General features: G+C 35.8%; 18 protein-coding genes. 13 read left to right on the forward strand and 5 right to left on the reverse strand.

Annotated features, from left to right (window positions below; translation table 11 throughout):
* Positions 1-87: 87 nt before the first annotated feature.
* Both pepF and AC1VS3_RS09110 read right to left on the reverse strand, forming a co-directional pair.
* Positions 88-1869, reverse strand: coding sequence for an oligoendopeptidase F (gene pepF, locus AC1VS3_RS09105; protein ID WP_008687196.1), 1782 nt, complete (start codon positions 1867-1869; stop codon positions 88-90).
* 86 nt (positions 1870-1955) lie between these two features.
* Positions 1956-4736 carry a glucosaminidase domain-containing protein gene (locus AC1VS3_RS09110; protein WP_008687198.1) on the reverse strand — a complete coding sequence of 927 codons (2781 nt, stop codon included), beginning with the start codon at positions 4734-4736 and terminating at the stop codon, positions 1956-1958.
* Between the two features lie 337 nt (positions 4737-5073).
* Here AC1VS3_RS09110 and deoD point away from each other — a divergent pair, with 337 nt between their 5' ends.
* On the forward strand, positions 5074-5790 hold the full coding sequence (gene deoD / locus AC1VS3_RS09115; protein WP_008687199.1) for a purine-nucleoside phosphorylase: 717 nt from the start codon (positions 5074-5076) through the stop codon (positions 5788-5790).
* Positions 5791-6321: 531 nt separating this feature from the next.
* Here deoD and AC1VS3_RS09120 read toward each other — a convergent pair.
* On the reverse strand, positions 6322-7068 hold the full coding sequence (locus AC1VS3_RS09120; protein WP_008687204.1) for a GNAT family N-acetyltransferase: 747 nt from the start codon (positions 7066-7068) through the stop codon (positions 6322-6324).
* 252 nt (positions 7069-7320) lie between these two features.
* Here AC1VS3_RS09120 and AC1VS3_RS09125 point away from each other — a divergent pair, with 252 nt between their 5' ends.
* The gene (locus tag AC1VS3_RS09125; protein WP_008687206.1) at positions 7321-7584 is read left to right on the forward strand and encodes a metal-sensing transcriptional repressor; all 264 of its coding nucleotides are present in this window, start codon (positions 7321-7323) and stop codon (positions 7582-7584) included.
* 45 nt (positions 7585-7629) lie between these two features.
* Positions 7630-10263 carry a heavy metal translocating P-type ATPase gene (locus AC1VS3_RS09130; protein ID WP_008687208.1) on the forward strand — a complete coding sequence of 878 codons (2634 nt, stop codon included), beginning with the start codon at positions 7630-7632 and terminating at the stop codon, positions 10261-10263.
* 224 nt (positions 10264-10487) lie between these two features.
* On the opposite strand, the gene AC1VS3_RS09135 is transcribed toward AC1VS3_RS09130, so the two are convergent.
* Together AC1VS3_RS09135 and AC1VS3_RS09140 are read right to left on the reverse strand one after the other, a co-directional pair.
* A complete protein-coding gene (locus AC1VS3_RS09135; protein ID WP_008687209.1) occupies positions 10488-10787 on the reverse strand; it encodes a hypothetical protein in 300 nt (99 codons plus the stop codon).
* Complete coding sequence (locus AC1VS3_RS09140; RefSeq protein WP_008687211.1) at positions 10784-11269, reverse strand: hypothetical protein; 486 nt, start codon at positions 11267-11269, stop codon at positions 10784-10786. Before AC1VS3_RS09140 ends, AC1VS3_RS09135 begins: the two co-directional genes overlap by 4 nt.
* Positions 11270-11710: 441 nt before the next feature.
* On the opposite strand from AC1VS3_RS09140, the gene AC1VS3_RS09145 reads away from it, so the two are divergent.
* The 10 genes from AC1VS3_RS09145 to AC1VS3_RS09190 all read left to right on the forward strand — a co-directional run bounded on the left by AC1VS3_RS09145 (position 11711) and on the right by AC1VS3_RS09190 (position 25213).
* Positions 11711-12349, forward strand: coding sequence for a hypothetical protein (locus tag AC1VS3_RS09145; protein ID WP_008687213.1), 639 nt, complete (start codon positions 11711-11713; stop codon positions 12347-12349).
* Between the two features lie 130 nt (positions 12350-12479).
* Positions 12480-14981 (forward strand): ribonucleoside-diphosphate reductase subunit alpha, encoded by a 2502-nt coding sequence (locus AC1VS3_RS09150; RefSeq protein WP_481275609.1) that lies wholly within the window; start codon positions 12480-12482, stop codon positions 14979-14981.
* Between the two features lie 10 nt (positions 14982-14991).
* Positions 14992-16035, forward strand: a complete 1044-nt coding sequence (locus tag AC1VS3_RS09155; protein WP_008687216.1) for a ribonucleotide-diphosphate reductase subunit beta — start codon at positions 14992-14994, stop codon at positions 16033-16035.
* Between the two features lie 149 nt (positions 16036-16184).
* On the forward strand, positions 16185-16544 hold the full coding sequence (locus AC1VS3_RS09160; RefSeq protein ID WP_008687219.1) for a VOC family protein: 360 nt from the start codon (positions 16185-16187) through the stop codon (positions 16542-16544).
* 380 nt (positions 16545-16924) lie between these two features.
* Complete coding sequence (locus AC1VS3_RS09165; protein WP_226896988.1) at positions 16925-18895, forward strand: BglG family transcription antiterminator; 1971 nt, start codon at positions 16925-16927, stop codon at positions 18893-18895.
* 13 nt (positions 18896-18908) lie between these two features.
* Positions 18909-19361, forward strand: a complete 453-nt coding sequence (locus tag AC1VS3_RS09170; RefSeq protein WP_008687222.1) for a PTS sugar transporter subunit IIA — start codon at positions 18909-18911, stop codon at positions 19359-19361.
* A gap of 571 nt (positions 19362-19932) precedes the next feature.
* Entirely contained in the window at positions 19933-20172 is a 240-nt protein-coding gene (locus tag AC1VS3_RS09175) for a DUF4314 domain-containing protein (protein WP_008687224.1), read from the forward strand.
* Positions 20173-20497: 325 nt separating this feature from the next.
* Positions 20498-21643: a DUF349 domain-containing protein gene (locus AC1VS3_RS09180; protein WP_008687226.1), complete on the forward strand. Its 1146-nt coding sequence runs from the start codon at positions 20498-20500 to the stop codon at positions 21641-21643.
* A 588-nt stretch (positions 21644-22231) separates the two neighbouring features.
* Positions 22232-23659: a deoxyguanosinetriphosphate triphosphohydrolase gene (locus AC1VS3_RS09185; protein ID WP_008687229.1), complete on the forward strand. Its 1428-nt coding sequence runs from the start codon at positions 22232-22234 to the stop codon at positions 23657-23659.
* A gap of 216 nt (positions 23660-23875) precedes the next feature.
* Entirely contained in the window at positions 23876-25213 is a 1338-nt protein-coding gene (locus tag AC1VS3_RS09190) for an FAD-dependent oxidoreductase (RefSeq protein WP_008687230.1), read from the forward strand.
* Positions 25214-25423 lie beyond the last annotated feature (210 nt).

The raw sequence follows: 25423 nt of genomic DNA on the forward strand, positions 1-25423 counted from the left end.
AACCCCATGATAATTTAGAGGCAGGTTTTATCCCCACGATAATTTAAATATCCTTAAAAAGGTGGGTAGCTCATGGAAATGAACTACCTACCTTTTTTGTGAAGTTTCATGGGTAACGCAAGAGCGAAACTGATCAAGGATTTCTTTAAAGTAACCGAAGGCATCTTCATAAACCTGCGTTTGGCGAGGATCTACACCGGCATGCATCAATTCATCTAAAGGCGCTTCACTGCCGCCTTTTGTAAGGAACTCGCGATAGGCATCAACTTCACCATTTAAGATTTTCTTGGCAAAGCTAATGGCAACCGACATGCCTAAAGTGTATTTGTACACATAGAAGTTATAATAGAAATGAGGAACATGATAACAGCCGTAACGCTGTAAATCATCCACAATGACACTGTCACCAAAATAGTCTTTATTAAGCTGCTCATACAGATCACATACATCTTTTGAGGACAGTGCTTCTCCTTTTTCAATGGCTTCATATAACTGATATTCAAAAGTAGCATACATGGTTTGACGATACATCGTGCCAATCATCTGATTCAATAGATTGCTTAATAAATAAGCCTTATGGTCATTATTATCAGAATGCTTTAATAAATAGTCATTTAATAATAGTTCATTGACTGTAGAAGCAACCTCGGCAACAAAAATACGATATTCTGCTAACATTGCGCGATTATGCTTATGGGAATAATAAGAATGCATAGAATGTCCGAATTCATGTGCCAGTGTACTAAGGGAATCATATTCTCCTGTAAAGTTTGTTAGAATAAAAGGCTTGGAATCATACGTACCTGCAGAATAAGCACCAGAGCGCTTCTTTTCATGTGGCATAAAATCAATCCAGCGTTCTTCTCTAGCTACATCAAGCATAGCGATATAATCCTCACCTAAAGGAGCCAATGCTTTTTTTAAAATGGCAAAGCAGTCATCCACCGTATATGTGATATCTACAGATTTTACTAAAGGAAGGGCAATATCATAAACATGCTGTTGTTGTAATCCTAAGATTTCTTTACGTAACTTAAAATATTCATGGGCATAAGGCCGATACGTCTCATTACCCATTCGTACTACCAAATCAAACAGCGCTTTTTCTACACCATCTTCAAACAGACTTGCTTCTAAGGTAGAAGGAAAGTTCCGTAAGCGTGCTTCAAAAGCTTTTCCTTTGATATGTCCGCTTAATAGATTCAGAAAGACATTTTGATATCGTTTATATTCTTGAAAGTAATGTTCAAATGCTTCTTTACGTACCTTTTCATCGGGATTTAGTAAGAATTGATGGTAGTTACCACCATTTAGAAAAACCGGTTTTCCATCTACCATCACTGGTTCAAATTCTAGCCGGAAACTTTCATAGGTGGATTCTGGTACACGTAAAATATCCTGCATTTGTGCCATCATCACTTCTTTTTCTTCATCCAATTGATGAGGCATGCGACGAAAGATTTCTTGCATTGGATAACGATATGCATTGCATGCATCCTCTGCTAAATACTTTTCAATACTTTCTTTCTCTTTCATGACTTCTAAGTCCACAAAGTTTAGTGCGACCACCGTTTTTTGATAAAGAACATATGCTTTGGAAAGATTTTGTTGTGCTGTTTCTTCATCAGGATCTACATCTGTATACATACGGGCATAGCTGATAAGATTATTCAGTTTTCGGGATAATTCTTCTTGTTGATCAAAAAAATCACAAAAGCTTTCTTTTGTATCCGCTATATGACCTTTTTGTTTTGTCAGTGCATTGACTAAGGATTCACATTCCTGATAACATGTGTTAAATGCCTCTTGTGAAGCAAACATACTGGAAAGATCCCATGTATATGCGCTATCTATCTGATTTCGTTTCATATCATCACCTCTAGTTAGTATTGTAGTACGAAAAAAAACAATTCACAAGTTTCTGCAAATTGTTTTTTCAGATGCATCTGATGATTTTATTGATTTTTATATATCGCTCTTTTCTTTTTTCGATAAGCTATTTTGTTTTTTCTGCGAATGAGTAGAAGGACAATCACAAGTATTAAGATCAAGAAGATGACAGCAAAAGGTATCAGAATGTATGTTGTGATATAGTTTTTTCCATTTCCTTTGATGGTAGCGACTTCGGTAAAATCCATACTTCCTTTAGGCGCTGCACCTTGGATCGATACGATCGCAAAACTACCTTTCTTTGCCTGGAAAAGAATGCGAGTATCGGATTGTGTCGTGGGTAACTGGCGTATGTTTTCACCATCCACAGTTAAGATGCGATATAATTTCCCCTTACTATTTTTAGGTTTCTTTATCGAATACAAAACTTGGGTTTCAGGATCATAACCGGACATATCCTCTTTTCCATCTATGGTAAAGCCTGCTTCATAGGTAACATAATTTGCTTCTGCGACTTTTTTAAACAATGTTTCTTCCTCATTGTCGATGGAATCATGTACATTCACAACGACTGTTTTCGGCATCCATGCATTTAGGAACGATGTCTTTTTCTGCATTGCTAAACTAAGGCCTGATATTTGTAAATCATAGGTATCATCATGAATGAGCACACTGAGACGTGGCTTTAAATTTGGTTGCAAAATGCGATCCACGGCACGTAATACATCATCATCTAAGGGGTTGTTGCTTTCCTGCAAAACATCATTTTGAAATTTTTCTAGTTCAGTTAAGGCATCATCCGTTAACCCTACCTTATCACTATAGGTTTTAATGATATATGCTGCTTTTTCTTGCAGCTTAGATCCGGTGCTTTCACTTTGCTTTTTTACATGAATTTCATAGGATAAGGTTTTTCCCGCATAACGTATTGTTAATGTCTGCGTGCCAAGCGTAGTAGGATCATAGCCACTCACCATATCGGTGGTCAATGAGCGTTCTTGTGTAGAACCATCTTCGAAGCTTACTTGAATCTTTCCTTTTGATACATCCAGGTAATCATGCTGTTGGTAAGTTTGCTTCGGTCTTTCAATAAAGGCGATGTTTTTTACAGATCGATAATTTGCTTTATAAACAATGTCTTTTTCAGCTTTTTTAATTTCTTTGTCCCAACCGATAAATAAGGCATTCTTCTTCTCAGGTTCTAAGATAATCGGAATTTTACCACTCTCTATTTGCATAGTGATAGTATGTGAACCTGGATAGAAAGTGCCTCCATTGGCATCAAAACTGACATCGACATAGTTTTTTTCATTTAGATGCTTTTCATTTGTGATAAAAGAAAGTTCACTGGCTTTTACATACCCATAACTTTTACGATAGTTATATGTTGGATTTGCGGAAACATTTCGATCATTTGTCAAAGGTACATCGGTTTGTACAAGATACCAGACAGCATTTCCTTCTGTTTGTTTATCCAAGAGAAGCAAACTGGCTTGCGTGCCTTTGGGAATAGCATATAATGTCTTCGCAGCTTCTTTAGGATCTTTTCTGACATTAACTTTTTTAGTGCCGGTAATACCAATCGCATACTGATTTAAGTCTTTATCTTGTAAGGCATGATCAATGTCATAATAGTATTGTGCCGCTTTTTCACCCCAGTAAGGATCGCTAGCATAAGAAACATTCATACCGCCCGCTTTGTTTCCGAAATGACCGCCATGGTATTGAAATTGGTTCGGATTTAAATAAGAGGATGATATGTAATGGGCTGCATGAGCGTAAATACTGTCACTTACGCGTAAGTAGCGTGAGGCATTTTTTTCTACATCAGAATCATAGGCCGCATGACCAAACAAATTGTTGCGATTATAAGATAAGGCGCTGCGTCCGCTGGCACTTTCGTTTAAGGCTAAGGAAAGCATCATAAGGGCATTTGCGCCAAACTGATTTTGGTATTGAAAAAACCCTTTTTCCCCTTGTACGATCATAGACTGAGTGAGAATGTCATGCAGATAAGTACCTTCAAATTTGGTGATAGATTGTTTTAAGAGACGAGTGTTTTGCAAATAAGCATGAACATCTTCATAGGAATAAGCGGTTGTCGAACGATGATTGACATATTGATAATAATTATAATATGGCTGTTTTGCGTTTACTGCTTGTGTATGGATACTTTTGCGCACATCTGTGATCATGGCAGAAAAGCTTTTATAAAAATAATGACTGTCATAGCTATAGTAAATTGTCTTTTCTTTAAGGTAAGAAGGGGCTTGACCTAAATGCAAAACATTATCATAGCCCTTACTGGCAATATCACTTTTCAAATAATGCAACAAGATACCATTATGCACCTCAAAGTGTGAAACATTTGGAAGAGTAGTAAGGGGATGGATTGTCACATTTTCAATGGAAGTAGATCCGATGACACCTGACAATTGAAATTTCACCATACCATTGCCATCGTTATATTCTAAAAAGGCTCCATCGGCACCATAACACCCATTGGTATAACCTTCCTCTTGATTCGCTGCATTTGTATAGGTAATATTGACACTGCAATCTTGTGCTTTTTTAAATTCAACTACGCCATTTTCTATCGATAAAAAGGTTTGTCCTTTTGCTATGCCTAGATTTTCATATTGATGCTGTAAAAGGGTATGAGAAACCTTAGCAGCAGCATAGGAATCATTTTCTTTGATGATTTCATAATGGCCGTCTTCTGTAACATTGACCAAGCGAATCTTGTTATCATCTGGCAACGCAGAATCATCTTTTTTGGCTTGCACAGGCATTAACAAGCTGAATGCTGTTACGATACTTAAAATGATAGGAATTAACTTTTTCATAAGACACCTCTTGTTGTTTTATGTAATCATTATAACGTATAAATCTAATCTAGCGTATGGTATTTAAGAAAATGTAAGAAAACGTTCAGATGATCAGATAATAAAATAAAAAAATAATACGCGAGTATTCAACCAAAAGATCATGAAAAAAGTGATGAAGACTTGCTAAAAAGGTAGTTAGCAAAAGCGTTTATCAGTACAGAATTTCTGCCTTGTGATACAATTGAATAAAATAGAAATAGGTAGGCATTTTCATAAAAAATGATATATGAAATCATTAGGATATCGAAATTAGATATGGTATACTAATACTGGTAATCATAAGGAGGATATAGTTATGTCAACACCACATAATGCGGCAAATGCCGGTGATATTGCAAAGGTAGTATTAATGCCTGGAGATCCATTGCGGGCGAAATTTATTGCCGAAACTTATTTGGAAAATCCCGTACAGTTCAATACGGTTCGTAATATGTTTGGCTATACGGGCACTTATAAAGGTGTACGAGTTTCGGTTATGGGAAGTGGCATGGGAATGCCTAGTATTGGAATCTATTCCTATGAATTATTTAAGTTTTATGGAGTTGAGGCAATTATTCGTATCGGAAGTGCCGGAGCATATACAGACAAACTTGATCTATTTGACTTAGTTCTGGCAGACGGTGCTTGGAGTGAGTCAACTTTTGCGAAAGCACAGGCAGATGTTGATGGCGATATACAGTATCCAAGCGAAGAATTGAATGCAGCCATTCGTAAAGCAGCAGAAAAATTGGATCAGCAATTAGTTGAGGCAAGAATTCATTCCAGTGATGTTTTCTATCATGAGGAAAATGTAGATGGACATAAAGAATTCTATGAAAAACATGGTTGTGTCTGTGTAGAAATGGAAAGTTTCGCCTTGTTCCATAATGCTAAAGTGCTGGGTAAAAAAGCGGCTTGTTTATTAACTATCAGTGATTCTTTAGTCACAAGTGCCGTTACTACAGCTGAACAGCGACAAACATCCTTTCATGCGATGATGGAAGTTGCCCTAGAAACCGCAATTTCATTATAAAAAAGTAAGAAAAAACAGTTTCAATAAGTTGATATGATCCCTCTAAAGTAAACAACGGAAATAAATAAAACGTAGTTTATGAAAGGAGGGATCTTTTCTTATGGGAAGGAAAAGCAAATACACAATAGAACAGAAAGTTGAAGCAGTGCAGGATTACAAGAGTGATAAACGTGGAAAAAGCCAGATAGGTTATAATCTGAAATTGTATAAATCTGGAAATGATTTATATAGATGGGTGTCACTTTATGAATGACAAGGTGAATCAATAGATTCAACCATTAGAAATACAACAAGAAACGTGTGAAACGAATCATTTTATAATATGAGAGACCACAAGGAAGACATTGTGAGCAAACACCAAAAGAAGTAAGGACAGCAGCGTTATCAACAGTGAATAAAGTTAAATGCGTTGATTTACTTCTATTGGATATTGTTCATTTAAGACATTATAGAAAAAGATGACCTATCTTTACGACAAGTCATCAATTACTGATTTTATTTATTTCACCTGTCTACTTGACAGGGGGCAGATCACTTTTTCAAGATTTTTTCCAGAGTAGCTACATCTAATAAATTCACTGTTTGAAATTGTCCTTTATAAAAAACGGCAAAATTATTAAATACGCAAGGAAGCTGCTTAGCTTCTTGTAAGGAATCCACTTTCAGAAAGGTTGCAGGTATGGCATGTTCTTCACAATATTGTTGCAACTTTTCAATTTTTTGATAGATAAAAGGGCATTGCATATCATAATATATTGTTAATACGGTATTTTCAATCTGCTGTTTCTTAGCGGTCTCATTAAAGTGAGGAAACGTTCCATCAAAGGAGAGAGCCAGCAATTCATATGCATGGGCAGTATCGACAATCTGGAAACCATATTTCTTGGCAAAACTTTGATCTGATAGCCAAGCTTTTTGCTTAGTTGCTCCAAGCATACAGATACCGGATTTTCCTTTCGCTTTAGCATCCTGAATGCAATACTCTAATAAGGCCTTACCATAGCCATTGCCTTTTTCTTTACTTTCTACCCATAAGCAATAAATATACATATAGTTCTCACCGCAAATAGGCACCCAGGCAGATGCTAATGGAGCATATTCAATAAAGACAGTTGCTTTTTTATTAAGTTTACGAAAGGTATGACCTTCCTTTAAACGTTGTTGTAACCAAAGACGTTTTGCTTCAACACCGGGATGTTTTTTCTTACTGCGAATGATGCAGCATAAATGTTCATCAGCTAGATTCTCCATTGTCAAATTTATAAATTCAGCACACATACTTATTCCCTCATAAATACTTTCCAGTACGAATAGTATAACTTGATATGGATAAACTTACAAGAAAATAAACTTCTTTACCTAATGATAAGGTGATAAAATAAGGCTTTAAAAGTTATTACCCTTATGAATATACCTATTTGTAAGAGTACCACCTGCATGTTGAAAGGGCAGTAGGCATTAGCGTTGACTTATCAATTCCCCTCTTTTATAATAAGCATGAACCCAGCACCCCTGGGGGGAGGTAACTTTATGACACCGGAAAGAAAAAAAGCATTACAGAATCTAAAAACAGCCAGAGGACAGATCGATGGCATCATCCGTATGATTGAGGATGAACGCTATTGTATCGACATTTCAAATCAAATCATGGCCAGTCAGTCACTGTTAAAGAAAGCAAATCTGCATATACTAAGTGGGCATTTGCACACATGTGTAAAAACAGCGATTGCAACAGGTGATTCTGATGAAAAACTTCAGGAAATTGAGGATGTTTTAGCTATTCTTTTGAAATAGCCCATGTGATGCTGTTAAAAAGTGGATGTTGCTAGGAGGTATACTATGAAAAAGACTTATCAGATTGGCGGTATGAGCTGCTCGGCTTGTGCGTCAGCTGTTGAACGAATATTAAAAAGAATGGATGGCGTAACCAGTGCGCAGGTAAATCTTGTACTAGAAGAAGTCGTTGTTGAAGGTGAGGATTTGCCGGCTTTTGCGGATATGCAGAAAGCTGTGGAAAAAGGTGGGTATCAATTGCTGGAAAAAAGTGATGCGCAAATGCAGACATGGACAGTAAAAGGTATGAGCTGTGCAGCCTGCAGTGCATCCGTAGAACGCATCTTAAAACGATTCGATGAGGTAGAAGATGCCAGTGTAAATCTCATCATGAACAATGTGACGATAACGTATCATGAAAAAAACTTTAAGGCTTGGAAAGAAGCTTTGGAAAAGGCCGGTTTTATTTTGGAAGAGGAAAACGAAGAAGAGCAGGTAGTGTTGGATATCGAAGGCATGAGCTGTGCGGCTTGCAGTGCCAGTATTGAGCGAGTGTTGCGTAAAAAAGATGGTATCTTACAGGCGGATGTGAATCTTGTGATGAATCAAGCGGAAGTTCGTTATGATAAAAAGCGTATTAAACTCAGTGAAATTCTAGAAGCGATTCAAAAAGCCGGTTTTAAAGGTCACTTACATGTGGAAAAAACAATCGAAAAAGAAAAACGCTCTTATGAAAAGTTACATGTTTACGGTACACTGGTCTTGGCTTTTTTCCTCTTATATATCGGTATGTCCCATATGTTGGGAAGTATTGAATTGCCTTTGCCAAACATTATTTCTTATAAGACGCATCCTTTTAATTTCGCAGGTATCCAATTTGTGTTAGCAACGATCATCTTGATCAGTGGACATCATTTCTTTACCAGAGGGATCAAGGCGTTGCTGCATAAGGCACCGAATATGGATACACTGGTAGCGATTGGTACCGGAAGTGCATATCTTTATTCTTTGGTATCTCTTATGCAAATTTATCAAGGCAATGTCCATGCCGTCCATGCTTTGTATTTTGAAGGTGCCGGTGTTGTTGTGGCATTGGTGCAGTTTGGCAAGCATTTGGAAAGCATATCCAAGAAGAAATCCACCGGTGCTATTCAGGCATTGTTGCAACTTCGCCCACAGACGGCTACGCTTTGGCGAGAAGGTAAAGAAATCCTCATTCAGATTGAAGAAGTTAGTGTCGGGGATACCTTGGTCGTAAAACCGGGAGAACATATGGCAGTGGATGGCATCTTGTTGGAAGGTAGTGCTAACGTTGATGAAAGCATGCTTACCGGAGAAAGCATGCCGGTTAAGAAAACAGTAGGTGATAAGCTGCAGCAGGGAACCATTGATTTAGATGGACGTATTTTAATGCGTTGTAGTGCTACACAAGAAGATACCACATTAGCAAAGATCATTCATATGGTTGAAGAAGCCCAAGGGAAAAAGGCACCTATTGCCCGTATTGCCGATCGTATTTCTTTATTCTTTGTCCCAACGGTCATGAGCATCGCAATAGTGGCTGCTATTATCTGGTACATGGTGACGCAAGATTTCGCCTTTGCTTTAACTATTTTCGTGAGTGTGTTGGTAATAGCTTGTCCATGTGCATTAGGTTTGGCAACCCCAACCGCCATTATGGTAGGTACAGGCAAAGCCGCTCAGTTAGGTATCTTTATTAAAAGCGGAGAAGCTTTGGAAACAGCAAGCACGATTGATACCATTGTCTTTGATAAGACAGGAACTCTTACCATAGGGAAACCGGTAGTAACAGATGTTGCGACACAACAGGATGAACATAAGGTATTAACATTTGCGGCTATGCTGGAACAAGGCTCTAAGCATCCCCTTGCTACTGCCATCTTAACAAAGGCAGAAGAATTGCAGCTATCCTATGAAACCTTATCCCATGTACAAACACATAACGGTTTAGGCTTAAGCACAGAGATGGATGATGGCAGATTATTGGTAGGAAGTCGTAAATTCATGCAGGAAATGCAGATTGCGACCGCCGTTTATGAAGCACAGGAACAGACGTATCTGCAAAGTGGTAAAACCGTCGTTTGGGTCGCAAGGAATGAAGAGGTACAAGGGATTATTGCCATTGCCGATAAGATCAAACCGGAAGTGAAAGCAGTCGTCAAACAATTGCAGGACGCTCATATAGATGTGTATATGCTAACCGGAGATAATGAAATCACAGCGCAGGCCATTGCTTCTTCAGCAGGCATTACCCATGTGATTGCACAGGTATTACCGGATGAAAAAGGAAAGGAAGTCGAACGATTACAAAAGGCAGGCCATACGCTTGCGATGGTTGGCGATGGAATCAATGATGCTGTTGCTTTAACGCAAAGTGAAGTTGGTATTGCGATAGGAAGCGGCAGTGATGTAGCTGTTGAAAGTGCCGATATCGTTTTGATGAAAGATAGTATTGAGGATGTCGCAACAGCGATTCGCTTATCCAAAGCGGTTATCCGCAATATCAAGCAAAATCTATTTTGGGCATTCTTCTATAACAGCATTGGTATTCCGATTGCCGCAGGTATTTTGTATCCGTTCTTTGGTATACTGCTATCACCAGTATTTGCCGGTGCAGCGATGGCATTTAGTTCGGTATCAGTCGTATCAAATGCGTTACGTTTGCGTAATTTCAAATAATAACATGAAAAGCTCTCACAGAAAGGAGAGCTTTTCTATTTAGAATTTGTTGTTTAGAACTGGTCGTTTAGAATTTGTTGTTTAGAATTTGTTGTTAAGAACCTGTTGTTTAGAATCTGACGTTCAGGCGATGACGTTTAGGATAGGCATGATATGAGGAATGACAAATGACTTTTTACTTCTGAATACTTCCTGTATACCTTCAAGATACATTATAAGATACCTTATAAAGATGAAAGAAATTGTATGAAATATTGAGAGACAATAGCACTGATAATATTAGAAGTTAATAACTCAGCGTGTTTTTTCATAAATTCCTTTAAGCCATTTGTGTCCTTATGAAAAATCTTTTTCGTTAATTGTTTAAGTTGAAATCTTTGTATATCTTCTACCGCTAATTTCGATAGTAAATTAAAACAATCATCTTCTAATGTTTGCCATTGAATAGCTTGTTCACTGTGAATATAAATCGGGCTATTATCTCCAACACTAACCACGCTATGTTCGATTTTTATATCTTTCATTTCGCATTCCCATAAATAGGACTATCATCACCAAAGGTAATGACAGAATCCTGAACGTTGATCGATACACTTGATTCATTTGAACCATTTAGATAGTTTTCTATGGTTTCCATGATTTTATAGGCAAAGGTTACATTTTTAAAATTAATTACGATATAATACCCCGATACTAAATTAATATAAAGATTTTTACCTAATTTTTTATTCCCTTGAACAATACAATAAATATAAAATGCACTTAAACCAATGACAATGGTTCCTACCAAAGGTTGATAAGAAAGTAATGCAAGTCCTATGATAAAACCTATGAAAACGCCGATCGTAATTCCTTTCTTTTTTGGTTCAACCATGGATATACTTTCAATATTACATACTTGAATAATACGGCTGTTTAATTCAATAATGTTTTTATTAATTTTGAAAGAATCCGTTATAATTTCTAATTCATTGTCTTGCGTACTGAATAATTGTTTCAATTCCATTGCTTTTTCCTCCCTCTATAAGGGCATTATAAAAATTTCATAGGTTAATTCAATATATTTTTTATTTTCTTATATTTTCTGAAAAATTCCCTTTGGTAATTATTTTTTTAGATGGCTAAGATACATTTATTTGTATAAATTGTATAAAATAAAACTGTTTTTTGTGAAAAATGGTTTTTCCTTCTGTGAAATTATGTATAGATAGTAAGTTGTTATGTAAAATATCTTCGAAAGGTATCAAAAGAATGCAAATGTTATTCTTTATCATAAAAGTAGTAAGAAATAATAGTGAATATGTATCTGAATGAATCAGCTTTATCTAAAAAAAATGAAAAAAAACATTTAAGTTTGTGAATATCACCTAAAAATGTAAAATGTTGATGAAAAATAAAGAAAGTTATAGTACAATATAAACATTGAGTAAGAAATGGAAGGTGCTTTATGAAACCAATCGTATGGATCGCTTTTATCGTCGTTTTGATTATTTCTGTAGTTGGTACACAATGGTACAAACGCAGTACATTCAATAAATTATTGAAATGTTTACAAAATCAGGATTTTGACAAATTCTTCACTATCTTAGACTCGCTTGCCTGCAAATACTTTTTTGCGCCATTTAATCGTGAACATATGCGTTTAAATGCCTTCTTCATGATGGGAGATAGTACCAAGATTCGTGAGCAGTTTGATTTGATCTTAAATATGCGCATCAACAAGAAGCAGCGTTTAGATGTATGCATGAAGGCATTTTACTTCTATGTAGATGAAGAAGATAAGGTGAAGGCAAAAGAAATCCTTGATCGTATGCAAGGTGTAACGGATGAAACATTATATGAACAATGCAATCTGATTTATGAGATCTTATTATTGAAGAAAACAGATTATATTGATGTGATGGAAGAACACGTGAAAGCATGTGAACCAGGCTTTGATCGAGGCATGTTCCATTATCTGTTGGCATTACAGTATAGCTATTTAGATCAAAAGAAAAAAGAAATGGAACACTTGCGTATTGCGAAAACAGATATGAAAGATACACCATATGAAACAAAAATCAATAAAATGATAAAAGGGAAATAGTTAAGTAAGAGAATGTCTGCTATTAAGAAGGCATTCTTTTTTTCTGCCAGTATCTTCCTTGTGCATCTCAGTTGCGTAAACCATAAGATTCTCTATATACTAACGGTAAGAGAAAAGGTGGAAAATGTATATGAAAATCATAAAACGCGATGGTACCATTCAAACATTTGATTCTGAAAAAATGATCCAAGCGATGAAAAAAGCTTTTGTGACGGATGTTCCTATGGATCAGTTAAAGCAGATCGCAATGGAAATCACCCAAGAAATACAAGGCTCAGCTAAAGTCAGCGTAGAAGATATCCAAGATCTTGTAGAACAAAAGCTGATGGCATATCAATTTTATAATGAAGCTAAGGCTTATATTTTATATCGTGAAAAACGTAAAGAAAAACGGCAAATGCTCTTAGAACTATGCCATGAGGTACAGGATGAAAAACTATTGCCCATCTTTATGCAAATCCAGAAAGATTTTGATGAAACATATGATTTGCATGCACTTTATATCAAATTTCATTCCTTTTTAAAAGAAACCATGGGGCATGAAGAACGCTTGCAAATGCTTATGAAAGCATGTGTCGAGCTGATTAGTAAGGAAACACCGAAATGGGAATATATTGCAGCACGTTTTTTGAGCTACCAACTACATCAGGAAATTAATGCCCGTATGAAGCAACTGCAGCTTACTTCCTTTTATGAGAAGATTCAGTATTTAAGCAAACAAGGGTTATATGGTGCTTATATGTTAGATGCTTATCAGAAAGAAGAAATCGATGAACTAAAGCGATACGTAAAGGATGAGCGTGATGCTTTGTTTACATATAGCGGTTTAGAATTAGTGGTGAAACGCTATTTACTGCGTACGCATGATTTACAGCTGATGGAAACGCCACAGGAAATGTTTATGGGAATTGCCATGCATCTGGCAATACCTGAGACGAATCGTGTATATTGGGCAAAACAGATTTATGATATCCTAAGTACCTTAAAGGTAACAATAGCAACACCGACGATGGCCAATGCTCGCAAACCATACCATCAACTATCCAGCTGTTTTATTGATACGGTGGCAGATACTTTAGCTAATATTTATAAGTCTATTGATAACTTTGCGCAAATTTCCAAATATGGCGGTGGCATGGGCCTTTATTTTGGAAAAGTACGCGCAAATGGCAGTGATATTCGGGGATTTAAAGGAGCAGCCGGTGGAGTAATTCGTTGGATCAAGCTGGTCAATGATACCGCAACAGCAGTGGATCAGCTAGGAGTGCGTCAGGGAGCGGTTGCAGTGTATTTGGATGCATGGCATAAGGACTTACCTGAATTTCTAAATTTACGTACCAATAATGGAGATGATCGCATGAAAGCTCATGATGTCTTCCCGGCTATCTGTTATCCGGATTTATTTTGGAAAATGGCGAAAGAGGATTTAAACGCAACATGGTATCTGATGTGTCCGCATGAGATAGGGAAAGTGAAAGGCTATCAATTAGAAGATTTTTATGGCGAAGAATGGGAAGAACGTTACTTTGACTGTGTGAATGACGCTCGCATCTCAAAACGTGAAATGATCTTAAAAGATCTAGTGCGTCTGATTCTAAAGTCCGCGGTGGAGACAGGAACACCTTTCACATTTAATCGCGATCAGGTAAATAAAATGAATCCCAATGGGCATAAGGGCATGATCTATTGTAGTAATTTATGTACAGAAATTGCCCAAAACATGTCAGCTATCACTTTAACAGAACCACAAATCATAAAGGTTGATGAGGAAGAGATTGTTGTAAATAAAAGCAAGCCAGGCGATTTTGTTGTTTGTAATCTAGCGAGTCTATCCTTAGGTAATATCGATGTGACAAACAAGCAAGAGCTTTCACATATCATACATACGATCGTTCGCGCATTAGATAATGTCATCGATTTAAACTACTATCCGATTCCATATGCAGAAATAACAAATCGTCAATATCGAGCAATTGGCTTAGGGGTTAGCGGATATCATCACATGCTGGTAAAACAAGGTTTGCGCTTTGAAAGTGAGGAACATTTGCAATTTGTGGATACGCTGTTTGAAACGATCAATGCTTATGCCATTCAGGCAAGTAATGTTTTAGCCAAAGAAAAAGGCAGTTATCAATATTTTAAAGGGAGTGACTGGGACAGTGGCGCTTACTTTACGAAACGTGGTTATCAAAACGAAAGTTGGCAGAAAATCGGTCAGGATGTTCACACATATGGGATGCGCAACGCTTATTTGTTGGCTGTTGCGCCAACTAGTTCAACATCAATCATCGCGGGCACCAGTGCCGGTGTAGACCCCATCATGAACAAATATTTTTTAGAAGAGAAAAAAGGCAGTATGATTGCCCGTGTGGCGCCTGATCTTAATCCACAGACTTTCTGGCTTTACAAAAACGCCCATCAGATACAACAGGAATGGATCGTGAAAGCTGCTGGTATCCGTCAGCGCCATATCGATCAGGCACAGTCTGTAAACTTATATATCACAAATGAATTTACATTGCGCACGGTTCTGAATTTATATATCCAGGCATGGGAAAATGGTGTTAAAACACTATATTATGTGCGTAGTAAGGCATTAGAAGTAGAAGAATGCGAATCTTGTGCATCTTAAAGGAGAACTTATGACTGATTTAAAACGAAAACCGTTATTTAATGAACATGGGGATTGCGATGTAATCAACAGACGCATGATCAATGGCAATACCACGAACCTCAATGACTTTAACAATATGAAATATACTTGGGTATCTGACTGGTATCGGCAAGCGATGAACAATTTCTGGATTCCTGAAGAAATTAATCTGAATCAGGATGTTAAAGACTATCGTCGATTATCGCAGGCCGAGAAGAATGCCTATGATAAAACCTTATCCTTCTTAATTTTTCTAGATTCTATTCAAACGGCAAATTTGCCTAATGTAGGGGACTATATTACCGCAAATGAAGTCAACCTCTGTTTAACTATACAAGCCTTTCAAGAGGCATTGCATTCACAAAGTTACAGCTATATGTTGGATTCCATCTGTTCTTCGCAAGAACGTAATGATATTTTATACCAATGGAAAAATGATGCGCGTTTATTGGAAAGAAATAAATTTATTGGCGATTTATACAATGATTTTATTACCCATCATGATGGCATCCATTTAATGAAGACGATGATGGCCAATTATATATTGGAAGGTATTTATTTCTATTCCGGTTTCATGTTCTTTTATAATTTAGGTCGTATGGGAAAAATGCCAGGTTCGGTACAAGAGATACGTTATATTAACCGTGATGAAAATACCCATTTATGGCTTTTCCGTTCTATGATCCTAGAACTGCAAAAAGAAGAACCACAGCTTTTTACACCTGCGTTGGTGGAAGAATATAAGGATATGCTGCGTTATGGGGTAGAAGAAGAAATTCGCTGGGGCTCGTATGTGATAGGAAATGATATTGAAGGCTTAACAATGCAAATGGTTCGCGAATATATCTATTACCTGGGAAATTTGCGCAGCACATCATTAGGCTTTGGAACCTTATATGAAGGCTATGAAAAAGAACCGGCATCCATGGAATGGGTATCGATGTATGCGAATGCCAATTTGATTAAAACGGATTTCTTTGAAGCCCGCAGTTCTGCCTATGCAAAGTCAAGTGCATTAGTGGATGATTTATAATCTTTTAACGCTTAGCATAAATTATGTATACTAGGTTTGAAACATCGTTTTAGCGGGTATCGACGATAAAAATTACCTATGCTATAATTTTGTTAACCATTATAAATGTATTCGCATGAATGCATCATTACTGAGAAGAGGTATAGTTTATGAAGATAACCTGGGTAACCTTAAGCGTTTCTGATATAAAGAAAAGCATTGCTTTTTATACAGAAGTTTTCGGTATGCAAGTAGTATCACGTTTTCATGGAGGTATACATGAAATTGCGATGTTAAAAACGAAGAATGAGGTCTTAATTGAGCTTATTCAAAATCGTAGGGAAGCTGATAAAGAAGTAGGAAATGGAGTATCCATCGGTTTAGAGATAGAAAATCTCGATGCTTTCGTTGCGATGTTATTAAAGAATGGTTATGAACTAACAGGTCCTATTGCTCCAAATCCGACCATTTGTTTCTATTTTATAAAAGATCCTGATGGTTATACATTACAACTGTTAAAACGATCCTGATGAAAAAGGCAAATATAAAATGGAATGAAACCAATCACAATGGTTTATTTCAATTTGCCTTTTTTTATTTTGCCAGCATTACCATATAAATACTTACTCTATTTGCCAGTGTTAACCTAAGTAACCCTTCTTACGATAAGGCCACCATCACCAACAAACTTTTTTATTTTATATATCCATTTTTGTGGATTAATCCTCGTGGTAAGATGAATAGGCATCTGATACATTATTTAGTTAAAAAAGAAAAAACGGATGAATTACCGTATTAAAATGCCCCTCCCTTTTTCCCTATATGGGAAAAATACCGTATTAAAATTCCCTATCCTTTTTTTCAGGGAAGATTATTACATGATATCTTATAGATGCAGAAAGGTGGAGATGTGTCCTTGAAAGATGCGAAAACAAATTATTATGTACGCCAGGTATTATCAATTCTGATGGATGGGGATATCGTCTCAACAGGCAAAATCGCGTCAGAAATCGGATTAAGTGAAAAATCGACACGAAATAAACTCAGTGCGATAGAAGATTACCTGCGTGATAATGATCTAGGCGAAATCTGTAAAAAACCAAGGGTAGGTATTTGGTTAGAGGCTGATGAAAAACAACGCTCACGCATTGTCAGAATGTTGGAAAGCAGCGATGAAATCAGTGTCAGTTATGATGCTATGGAAAGAATGATGCTGACTTTAAAACGTCTGTTTCGCATGTTGCCTAATGAAACCATGACAACACAGCAGTTGGCAAATGAATTATATGTTAGCACGCCAACCGTATTGAAGGTCATCAAAGAATGTGAAGAATGGTTGGGCAGATATCATATTGTTATTGTAAATGAACGTAATCGTGGTTTGCGGATGCAGTATGAGGAAAACAATTATCGAGTGGCTTTAAAAAATCTCATTATGGGAAAAGGAGATCTAGAAGAAATTAGAAAGAATATGTTCTATTTCTTTGGAAATCTGGATGTCAATCTGATAAAAAAATGCATTATCGAAACAGAAAATGAATGGAATTATCGTTTCACGGATGATTCTTTTCATGAAATTCTGATTTATTGCTGCCTTGCCTATCAGCGAAAAGATTTTAATTCACATCTGCGTTATGACAATGAAGAATTAGAATTAATCCAGCGTTACAACGAATATCCATTTACCGTGGCAATCTTCAAAAAACTACATGAGAAAATGCATATTCTGGTATCGAATGAAGAAGTGGTATTTCTCTCTATTCAAATCATGTGTTCGAAGTTTATTGGACGCAGTGAGTTGAGTGAAACACTTGGACAAGTAAAACAGTACGATGATAAACTGATTGGTTTTGTGAATCGTATGCTGGATGTTATCGGAAATATTCTGGACGTTGATTTGCTGAGTGATGAAAAATTAAAGGAATCTTTGATATTTCATTTGCGACCAACGATTTTCAGGATTCGTTATGGAACACCGCAAAGCAATTCTTTAGTGCCATTTATTAAGAAAGAGTATAAAAATGTTTTCCGAGCAACCTGGGCTATCAGCATTTTATTTGAAGAGACATATGGTTTACAGATTACCGAAGATGAATTGGGATATATCGTGCTGTACATTCAATCTGCCATTGAACGAAAGACTAGACAATATCGGGTATGTCTGTTAACGGATTCCAGCCGCGGACATGCACAATTGTTAGTAGAACGTCTGCGTAAGTTGGTTCCTGAAATTAATGAAATTCGTGTGGAAGGTATTCATGATTTTAAATTGGAAGAGCAGGCGGAGATGGATATGATCATCACACCGCACACCTTGCCGTTTCATGATAAACGAATCGTCGAAATTTCTAATATTCTAAGCGATGGTGGTATCCTGAAGCTGCGTTCCCATATGGAGGAATTGAATCTTAAGACAGATGATGTGCCAAATCCTTTCTCACCTATTTGTTTTCCACTATTTTCTCCAGACTTGATTTTTATGAATTTGGATGTGAAAGATAAAACGGAATTGTTAATTTATTTGTCTCAACAGATGGAAAACAAAGGCTTTGTAACTGGAAAATTCTGCGAGAGTGTCTTGGAAAGAGAGAAAGCAACGACGACTTCCATAGGAAATGGCGTCAGTTTGCCACATGGGGCACAGAGTGAAGTCAATAACTCGAAAGTCGTTATAGCAACCTTGAAAAATCCTATTCTGTGGAATGATGATTTAGTAGATGTAGTGTTTCTATTAGGATTCAAGATGGATACACCAGATGAAGTAAAACGCATCCAGGTGTTCTATAAACAATACATCTCATTAGTAGAAACAGATGAAAAAGTACAGAAACTTAAGCAGATGAAATCGAATGTAGAATTGTATAAATATTTAATTCAATAGGGAGGATATTACAATGAAACTGAATGATGTATTAGATGAAAGAATTATCGATATGCATGTGCAGGCAGAGAATAAGGATGAAGCTTTGACTGTACTGGCACAGAGGTTAAAGGATGCAAATTATATCGATGATGTAGCATCTTTTAAGAAGGATATTTATTTAAGGGAAAGTGAAGGTATGACAGGAATTGGCAATTATGTGGCTATTCCTCATGGTAAAAGTGATTCTGTGACCAATGTTGGTATTGCTATTGGTAAGTTGGATCATGAAATAGAATGGGAGACGCTGGATGGGAATGGCGTTAAGCTGATTTTCCTCTTTGCTGTTTCCAATGATCATGAATATGCGCGGAATCATATGTTATTGTTAGCAGAAATCGCACGTAAGCTTGGTAACGATGAAGCGATTGAAACCTTGTTGAAGGCGGAAACAGTAGAAGAAATCAAAGCGGTTTTTAAGGATTAATTTAAGGGGTAATTAGGATTGCTACAAATCATTTTATGATTGTGTTACATGTAGAAAGTAAAAAATCCGCGCGTTGATAGGATTCTTGCTTTTAAAGAGTGAAATAAAGGGTGAATAAAAAATAGGAAGATTTTGATCATGTTGATAAAATAAGATCAAATCTTCTTTTTTTATTGTGTTTTGAATGTTACATGTTTGAAACCGGTATACGTTTCATTATTGTTAAAAGAGGGCTGGAGAATCGAGAATGAAAGTTTTTCGATAGTTTCCTTTCGAATATATTAAGTAACTTGTATTTTGATACTGCTGTACGCACTATGTGTTATAGTTTATCAAAAGGTGAAAGAAGTCTTACGCTTAGGGTGAAAGAAGTTTTCTCATAAGATGAAGGAAGCTTCACAATAAATAAAATTCGAAAAATGAATGAAACCTTTTGAAAGGAAAGGAAGTTGTTTCAAAATGATGAAATGACTTATTTAAAGGTTAATAAAAGGAAACGAAATAACTTTTTAAAAAGACAAATAGACCCTATTAAAAAGATGAAATCCTTTATAGAAAGGCAAGCGGTAATATGTATAAAAAACAAGATAATATATGTATATCAACTAAGATGCTAGCATGTTTGCGGAAGTTATATCCGATAGGAACAAGAGTGGAATTAGTGAAAATGGATGATGTACAAGCTCCTCCTGTAGGTACAAAAGGTACGGTTTATGGAGTTGATGATATTGGCAGTTTGCTAGTACATTGGGATAATGGAAGTACGTTGCATGTTTTATATGGGATTGATGTTTGTAAGATTTTAAAATAATCAGTGAATAAGCTCGTGGATAAGATGGATTAATTGAAATGGTAAACTATTATTAAGAATGAAGCAAAATTCAATGGTTTTATCATTTTTATTTTATATGAAGATACAGTTAATAGAATAGATATCATAGGGTGCCCTTCTTATAGGCAAATTCAAATAATTATGTCGTTTGTACTTTCAATTGGGAAAATTTATCTTATCCAAATGAAAAAATCGTTTATAATAAGCGAGTAAATTTCAAAATGGGGATGAAATTTCCACCAAGATGAGGTAAAATTGATATTGTGAGCGACACTATAAAGGAATTTGAACTGGAGGAATATATATGTATAACGAGAATGATGAATTGTATGAAGTAAATGATTATGATGAAGATATTCGCTGTCGTGAAGCCTTGATAGAAGAGGCAAAGAATTTGCCAGAGACAGCAGATTGGAAAGAAATCTTAAATTTAAAGAAAAGATGGAAAAGAATTTCTTATTGGGATTCTGCATATGAAGAAAAATTGTCAGAAGAATTTGATAGTTATATTGATGTGTTTTATGCAAAACGTAAAGAGGGATATCAAAGTAATGAAGTATTGAAACATGAACTGATTCAGCGCGCTGAAACATTAGCCGAAACAGATAATTGGAATCAGGGAAGTGAAGAAATGAATGAACTGATGAATCAATGGAAAGCAACAGGTTCTGCCGGCAGAGATACCGATGATCAATTGTGGGATGCATTTAATGCAGCACGTCAAAAGTTTTTTGATCGTAAACATCAGCATTGGGAAGAATTACAATCAAAATTTGGCAATGCCCGCCAAGTAAAAGAAGACTTGATTAAAAAAGCTGCTGCTCTTGTAGATTCTAAGGATTGGCAGAAAACAAGTGAAGAGTTCCGCCATTTGATGGAAGAGTGGAAAGCTGTTGGAAGTGCTGGTAAAGAGTATGAAGATCAGTTATGGGCAGCATTTAATGAAAGCAGACAAACATTCTATGAACGTCGAAATGTATATTATAATGAATTACACGCTGAGCAAGATCAAAAGTATGAACAGAAGAAGGAATTAATTGCTAAAGCTAAAGTAATTGTTGATAGGAATGAATATACGAGAGAAAATACAAAAGAGATGAAAGATCTCAATGTGGAATGGAAAACAATTGGTTCCTGTGGTAAAGATAAAGAAGATCAGGTTTGGAAAGAATTCCGTGAAATTATGGATGCCTATTTTAATGGTTTGAAGCAATGGAACGAGCAAAAGCATCAGCAATGGCGTCAACGTATGATGGATGCGCGTTCTCGCAAACAAGAGCTTGTACAAAACCAAAAACGCCAAATCAAGCGTATGCAAGATGAAATGGTTGGTCTATTGGGACAAAGAGCTATTGATGAAATGGAAGAGCGTATAGAAGAAAAGAAAGAGTTCATCCAACAGTTAGAAGAAGAATTAGCAGATATTGAGAAAAGATTGAATGAGCAATAATGTACCTAAGCTAAGCGCAATGCTGTTTAAATACTAGTTGTGGCATCTAAACACAATGCTGTTCAGATGATAGTTATGGCATTTAAATGCAATGCTGATTAGATGATGTTATGAAATCTAAAAGCAATGCGGATAAGATGATGTTATGAAATCTAAAGCGTTGCGGATAAGATGATGTTATGTAATCTAAAGCGATGCGGATAAGATGATAGTTGATGATTATAATCAGCAATAAAAAATTGCCGGTATTGCTGGAAATGAAATCCTTATAGCATGGTATGAAGGGGAGTAACTATGCAATAATATAATGAAGTTATTTGGCATATCCTTTCGTTATGAATTTAGTAAGTAATCCTTGCTATTCATGGCGAAAGGTTTTTTTATACGTCGAGATAAGTGCTTACTAGAAATATTATATCGGAGTCAGTAAAATAGATAATAATAGATGCGGAAATTGTAATATTTTAAAAATAGGAAGTAATGATTTTTTTTAATAACATAAAGTTATTGTATGTAGTGAAATTCTTCCATTTTAGTTTCGAATGAGGTATAGTGTAAATGACATAAAAACAAGAAAGAGGTTTGAAAATGGGACGATTACAATGGGATTTAATCACTAGTGAAGAACGTATTCCAAGTAGAAAGACAAAAGAGGCACATCGATATCGCAGCGAAATAGAAAGCGATTATCATCGTATAATCCGCAGTGCTTCTTATCGTCGACTACAAGATAAAACACAAGTTTTTCCTTTAGATCATAGTGACTTTGTAAGAACAAGACTGACACATTCTATGGAAGTCAGCTCTCTAGCAAAATTAATGGGAAAACAAGTGTGTAATGTGATATTAGAAAAACAATTAGAAGATGAAGGACATCAGCCAGATACTATCAAAGTTATGGAAACTTTAAATTGTGCAGGATTGCTACATGATATCGGGAATCCACCATTTGGTCATTTCGGCGAATTCAGCATACGCGATTGGTTCAAAAAAAACTTGGACATAAAAGAATTCAAAGGTAGAAAGTTGCGCAACATATTAGATCCGCAACAAATTGCAGATTTGGAAAACTTTGAAGGAAATGCCCAGGCATTGCGTATTATTACGAAATTGCACAGGTTAATAGGAAAAAATGGAATGCATCTTACATCTGCTGTTATGGATACAATTATAAAATATCCATGCGATTCTTTGACGATGATGAAGGAAAAACAGAAACCTAAACATGAACGCAATTTACTAAAAAAGAAAATTGGGTATTTTCAAAGTGAGCAAGAGCAATTTGCTATAATAAAGAATAATACCGGTACACGAAATACACGTAATCCACTGTGCTTTTTATTAGAGGCGGCAGATGATCTTGCATACACTTTTGCTGATCTGGAGGATGGTTATAACAAAGGATTATATACATATCAAGATTTACTGGATGTTGTCATTAAAGCTGGCGATGAGAAAGGAAAAGCGCTATTAGAAAAAGAGTTGGAAAACGGAATCCAGGAGCAAATTGGATCTAAAACATCAGTGGATCCTTATAAATATGCAGTCTTTTCTTGGCTTACAAAAAAACAACTTTATAGTGTTTCAAGAGTTAGTGATGCTTTTATCCTTCACTATGATGAAATTATGAATGGCGAATTTTTTGATGAATTAATCACAGAAAGCTCTGAAGGTAAACTAATTAATGCGTTGAAAGAATTTGCCTATCGACGCATATATTGTCATTCTTCAATTCTAAAATTAGAATTGATGGGAAATGAAATTCTCAGCTTTCTGTTAGATCGCTTTGTCGATGCTTTATTGCCATATGATACAGATATAGAAATTACGGAGATACAAAAAAAGTATATTGATCTTTTATCACAAAATTATTTAGAGCAATATCATGAAACAGCAAAAACTGTAAAAAGTGAAGAAGATAAAGTGTATGCCCGCTTACTACTTGCTACGGATTTCATTGCAGGTATGACAGATAGTTATGCGAAACGATTATATCAAGAGTTAAGAGGAATTTGATAAAGTTTATTATATGTTAAAGACATCGGGTGGTTATAGCTGCCTGATTCTTTTTATATGAAAGGGAGCATTGAAAATTTTATGAAAATCGAGATATAAAGCAAAGAGAGAGTTTAAATTACTTTTGCTTGCATTTAAATATATTTAATCAAATCACTTTAAAATATAAAGTCACTATGTTATACTGAGTTCATAAATGATAAGGAGGCAATATTCATGAAAAAATATGATGCAATCATGATTGGATTTGGAAAAGGAGCAAAAACTTTGGCAGCAGAGTTCGCAAAGCAAGGTAAAAAAGTCGCGATGATAGAAAAATCGTCAAAGATGTATGGTGGCACATGCATTAACGAAGGATGCATACCATCAAAATCTTTGATTGTACAAGCTGGTAAAAGAACCTTTTCTGATGCTATTAACAAAAAAGAAGAAATAACGTCAATTTTGAGAAAAAAGAACTTTGAGAAGCTGAATCAAAATCCTAACATTGATGTAATTACCGCTAAAGCAAGCTTTGTAAACACCCACGTAATTTCATATGAAAATGAAAAGGGTACGAAAGAAATATATGGTGATTATCTTTTTGTTAACACAGGAAGTGTTCCTATCATCCCTAATATTCAAGGTATCGAGCATACAAAACATATATACGTAAGTGCTGATATAATGAAAGAGAAAGAACAGCCTAAAACGTTAGCAATTATTGGTGGCGGATATATTGGCTTAGAATTTTCAAGCATGTTTGCTCGTTATGGAACTCAAGTGACCGTTTTTGAATATGGTGATCGTCTTGTCAAGCGAGAGGATGAGGATATCGCTTTACATATACAACAAATATTAGAAAGACAAGGTGTACAATTTGAGTTTAAAAGCAATGTCCTTTCGGTGGAAAATGTAAATGATTCTGATGTGATAGTTACTTATAAAAACAAAGATGGTAATATACAGCAATTAACAGTAAATGCTGTGTTATTGGCAACTGGAAGAAAAGCTAATACAGATGGATTACATCTTGAACAAGCCGGTGTAGAAACAGATGCTCGTGGAGCTATTAAGGTAAATCGATATCTACAAACGTCTCAGCCACACATCTACGCAATGGGTGATGTTAAAGGCGGACTACAATTCACATATATTTCATTAGATGATTATCGTATTGTAAAAGATCATATATTTGGTGATAAAAAACGTACAACTGATAATAGAGGAGCGATACCCTATTCTGTCTTTATTGAACCAACTTTTTCACGCGTAGGGATGAGTGAAGAGGAGGCAAAAAATGAGGGGTATGAAATCAAAGTGGCGAAACTGGCAGTTTCTGCTATACCACGAGCACATGTAAATGAATGCAAAGAAGGCGTGTTAAAAGCAATTGCTGATGCCAAAACGGATAAAATACTAGGGTGTGTATTGTTGTGTACTGCTTCAGAAGAAATGATCAATTTCGTTCAGCTTGCAATAAATCTTGGATTAAAGACTTCAGACATAGCAAACCACATTTTCACTCATCCTACAATGAGTGAGGCGTTAAATGATCTGTTTGGTAACTTCTGATATGATTAAATTTATAAACAAAATGTTAAATTTATAAACAAAATAAAGATAAAATGGTGTTTACTGTAAGTCATGGGTATTGCTGAAAGTTTCTTAATAGAATAAAAGTTCTTTGCTGATATTGGTAAACTGAAAATTATAGAACCTAAAAATATGTAGTTATAATATAAAATGCCTTAAAATATTGTATTGCAATAGTTATAATACAAA

Source organism: Longicatena sp., from assembly GCF_982403165.1.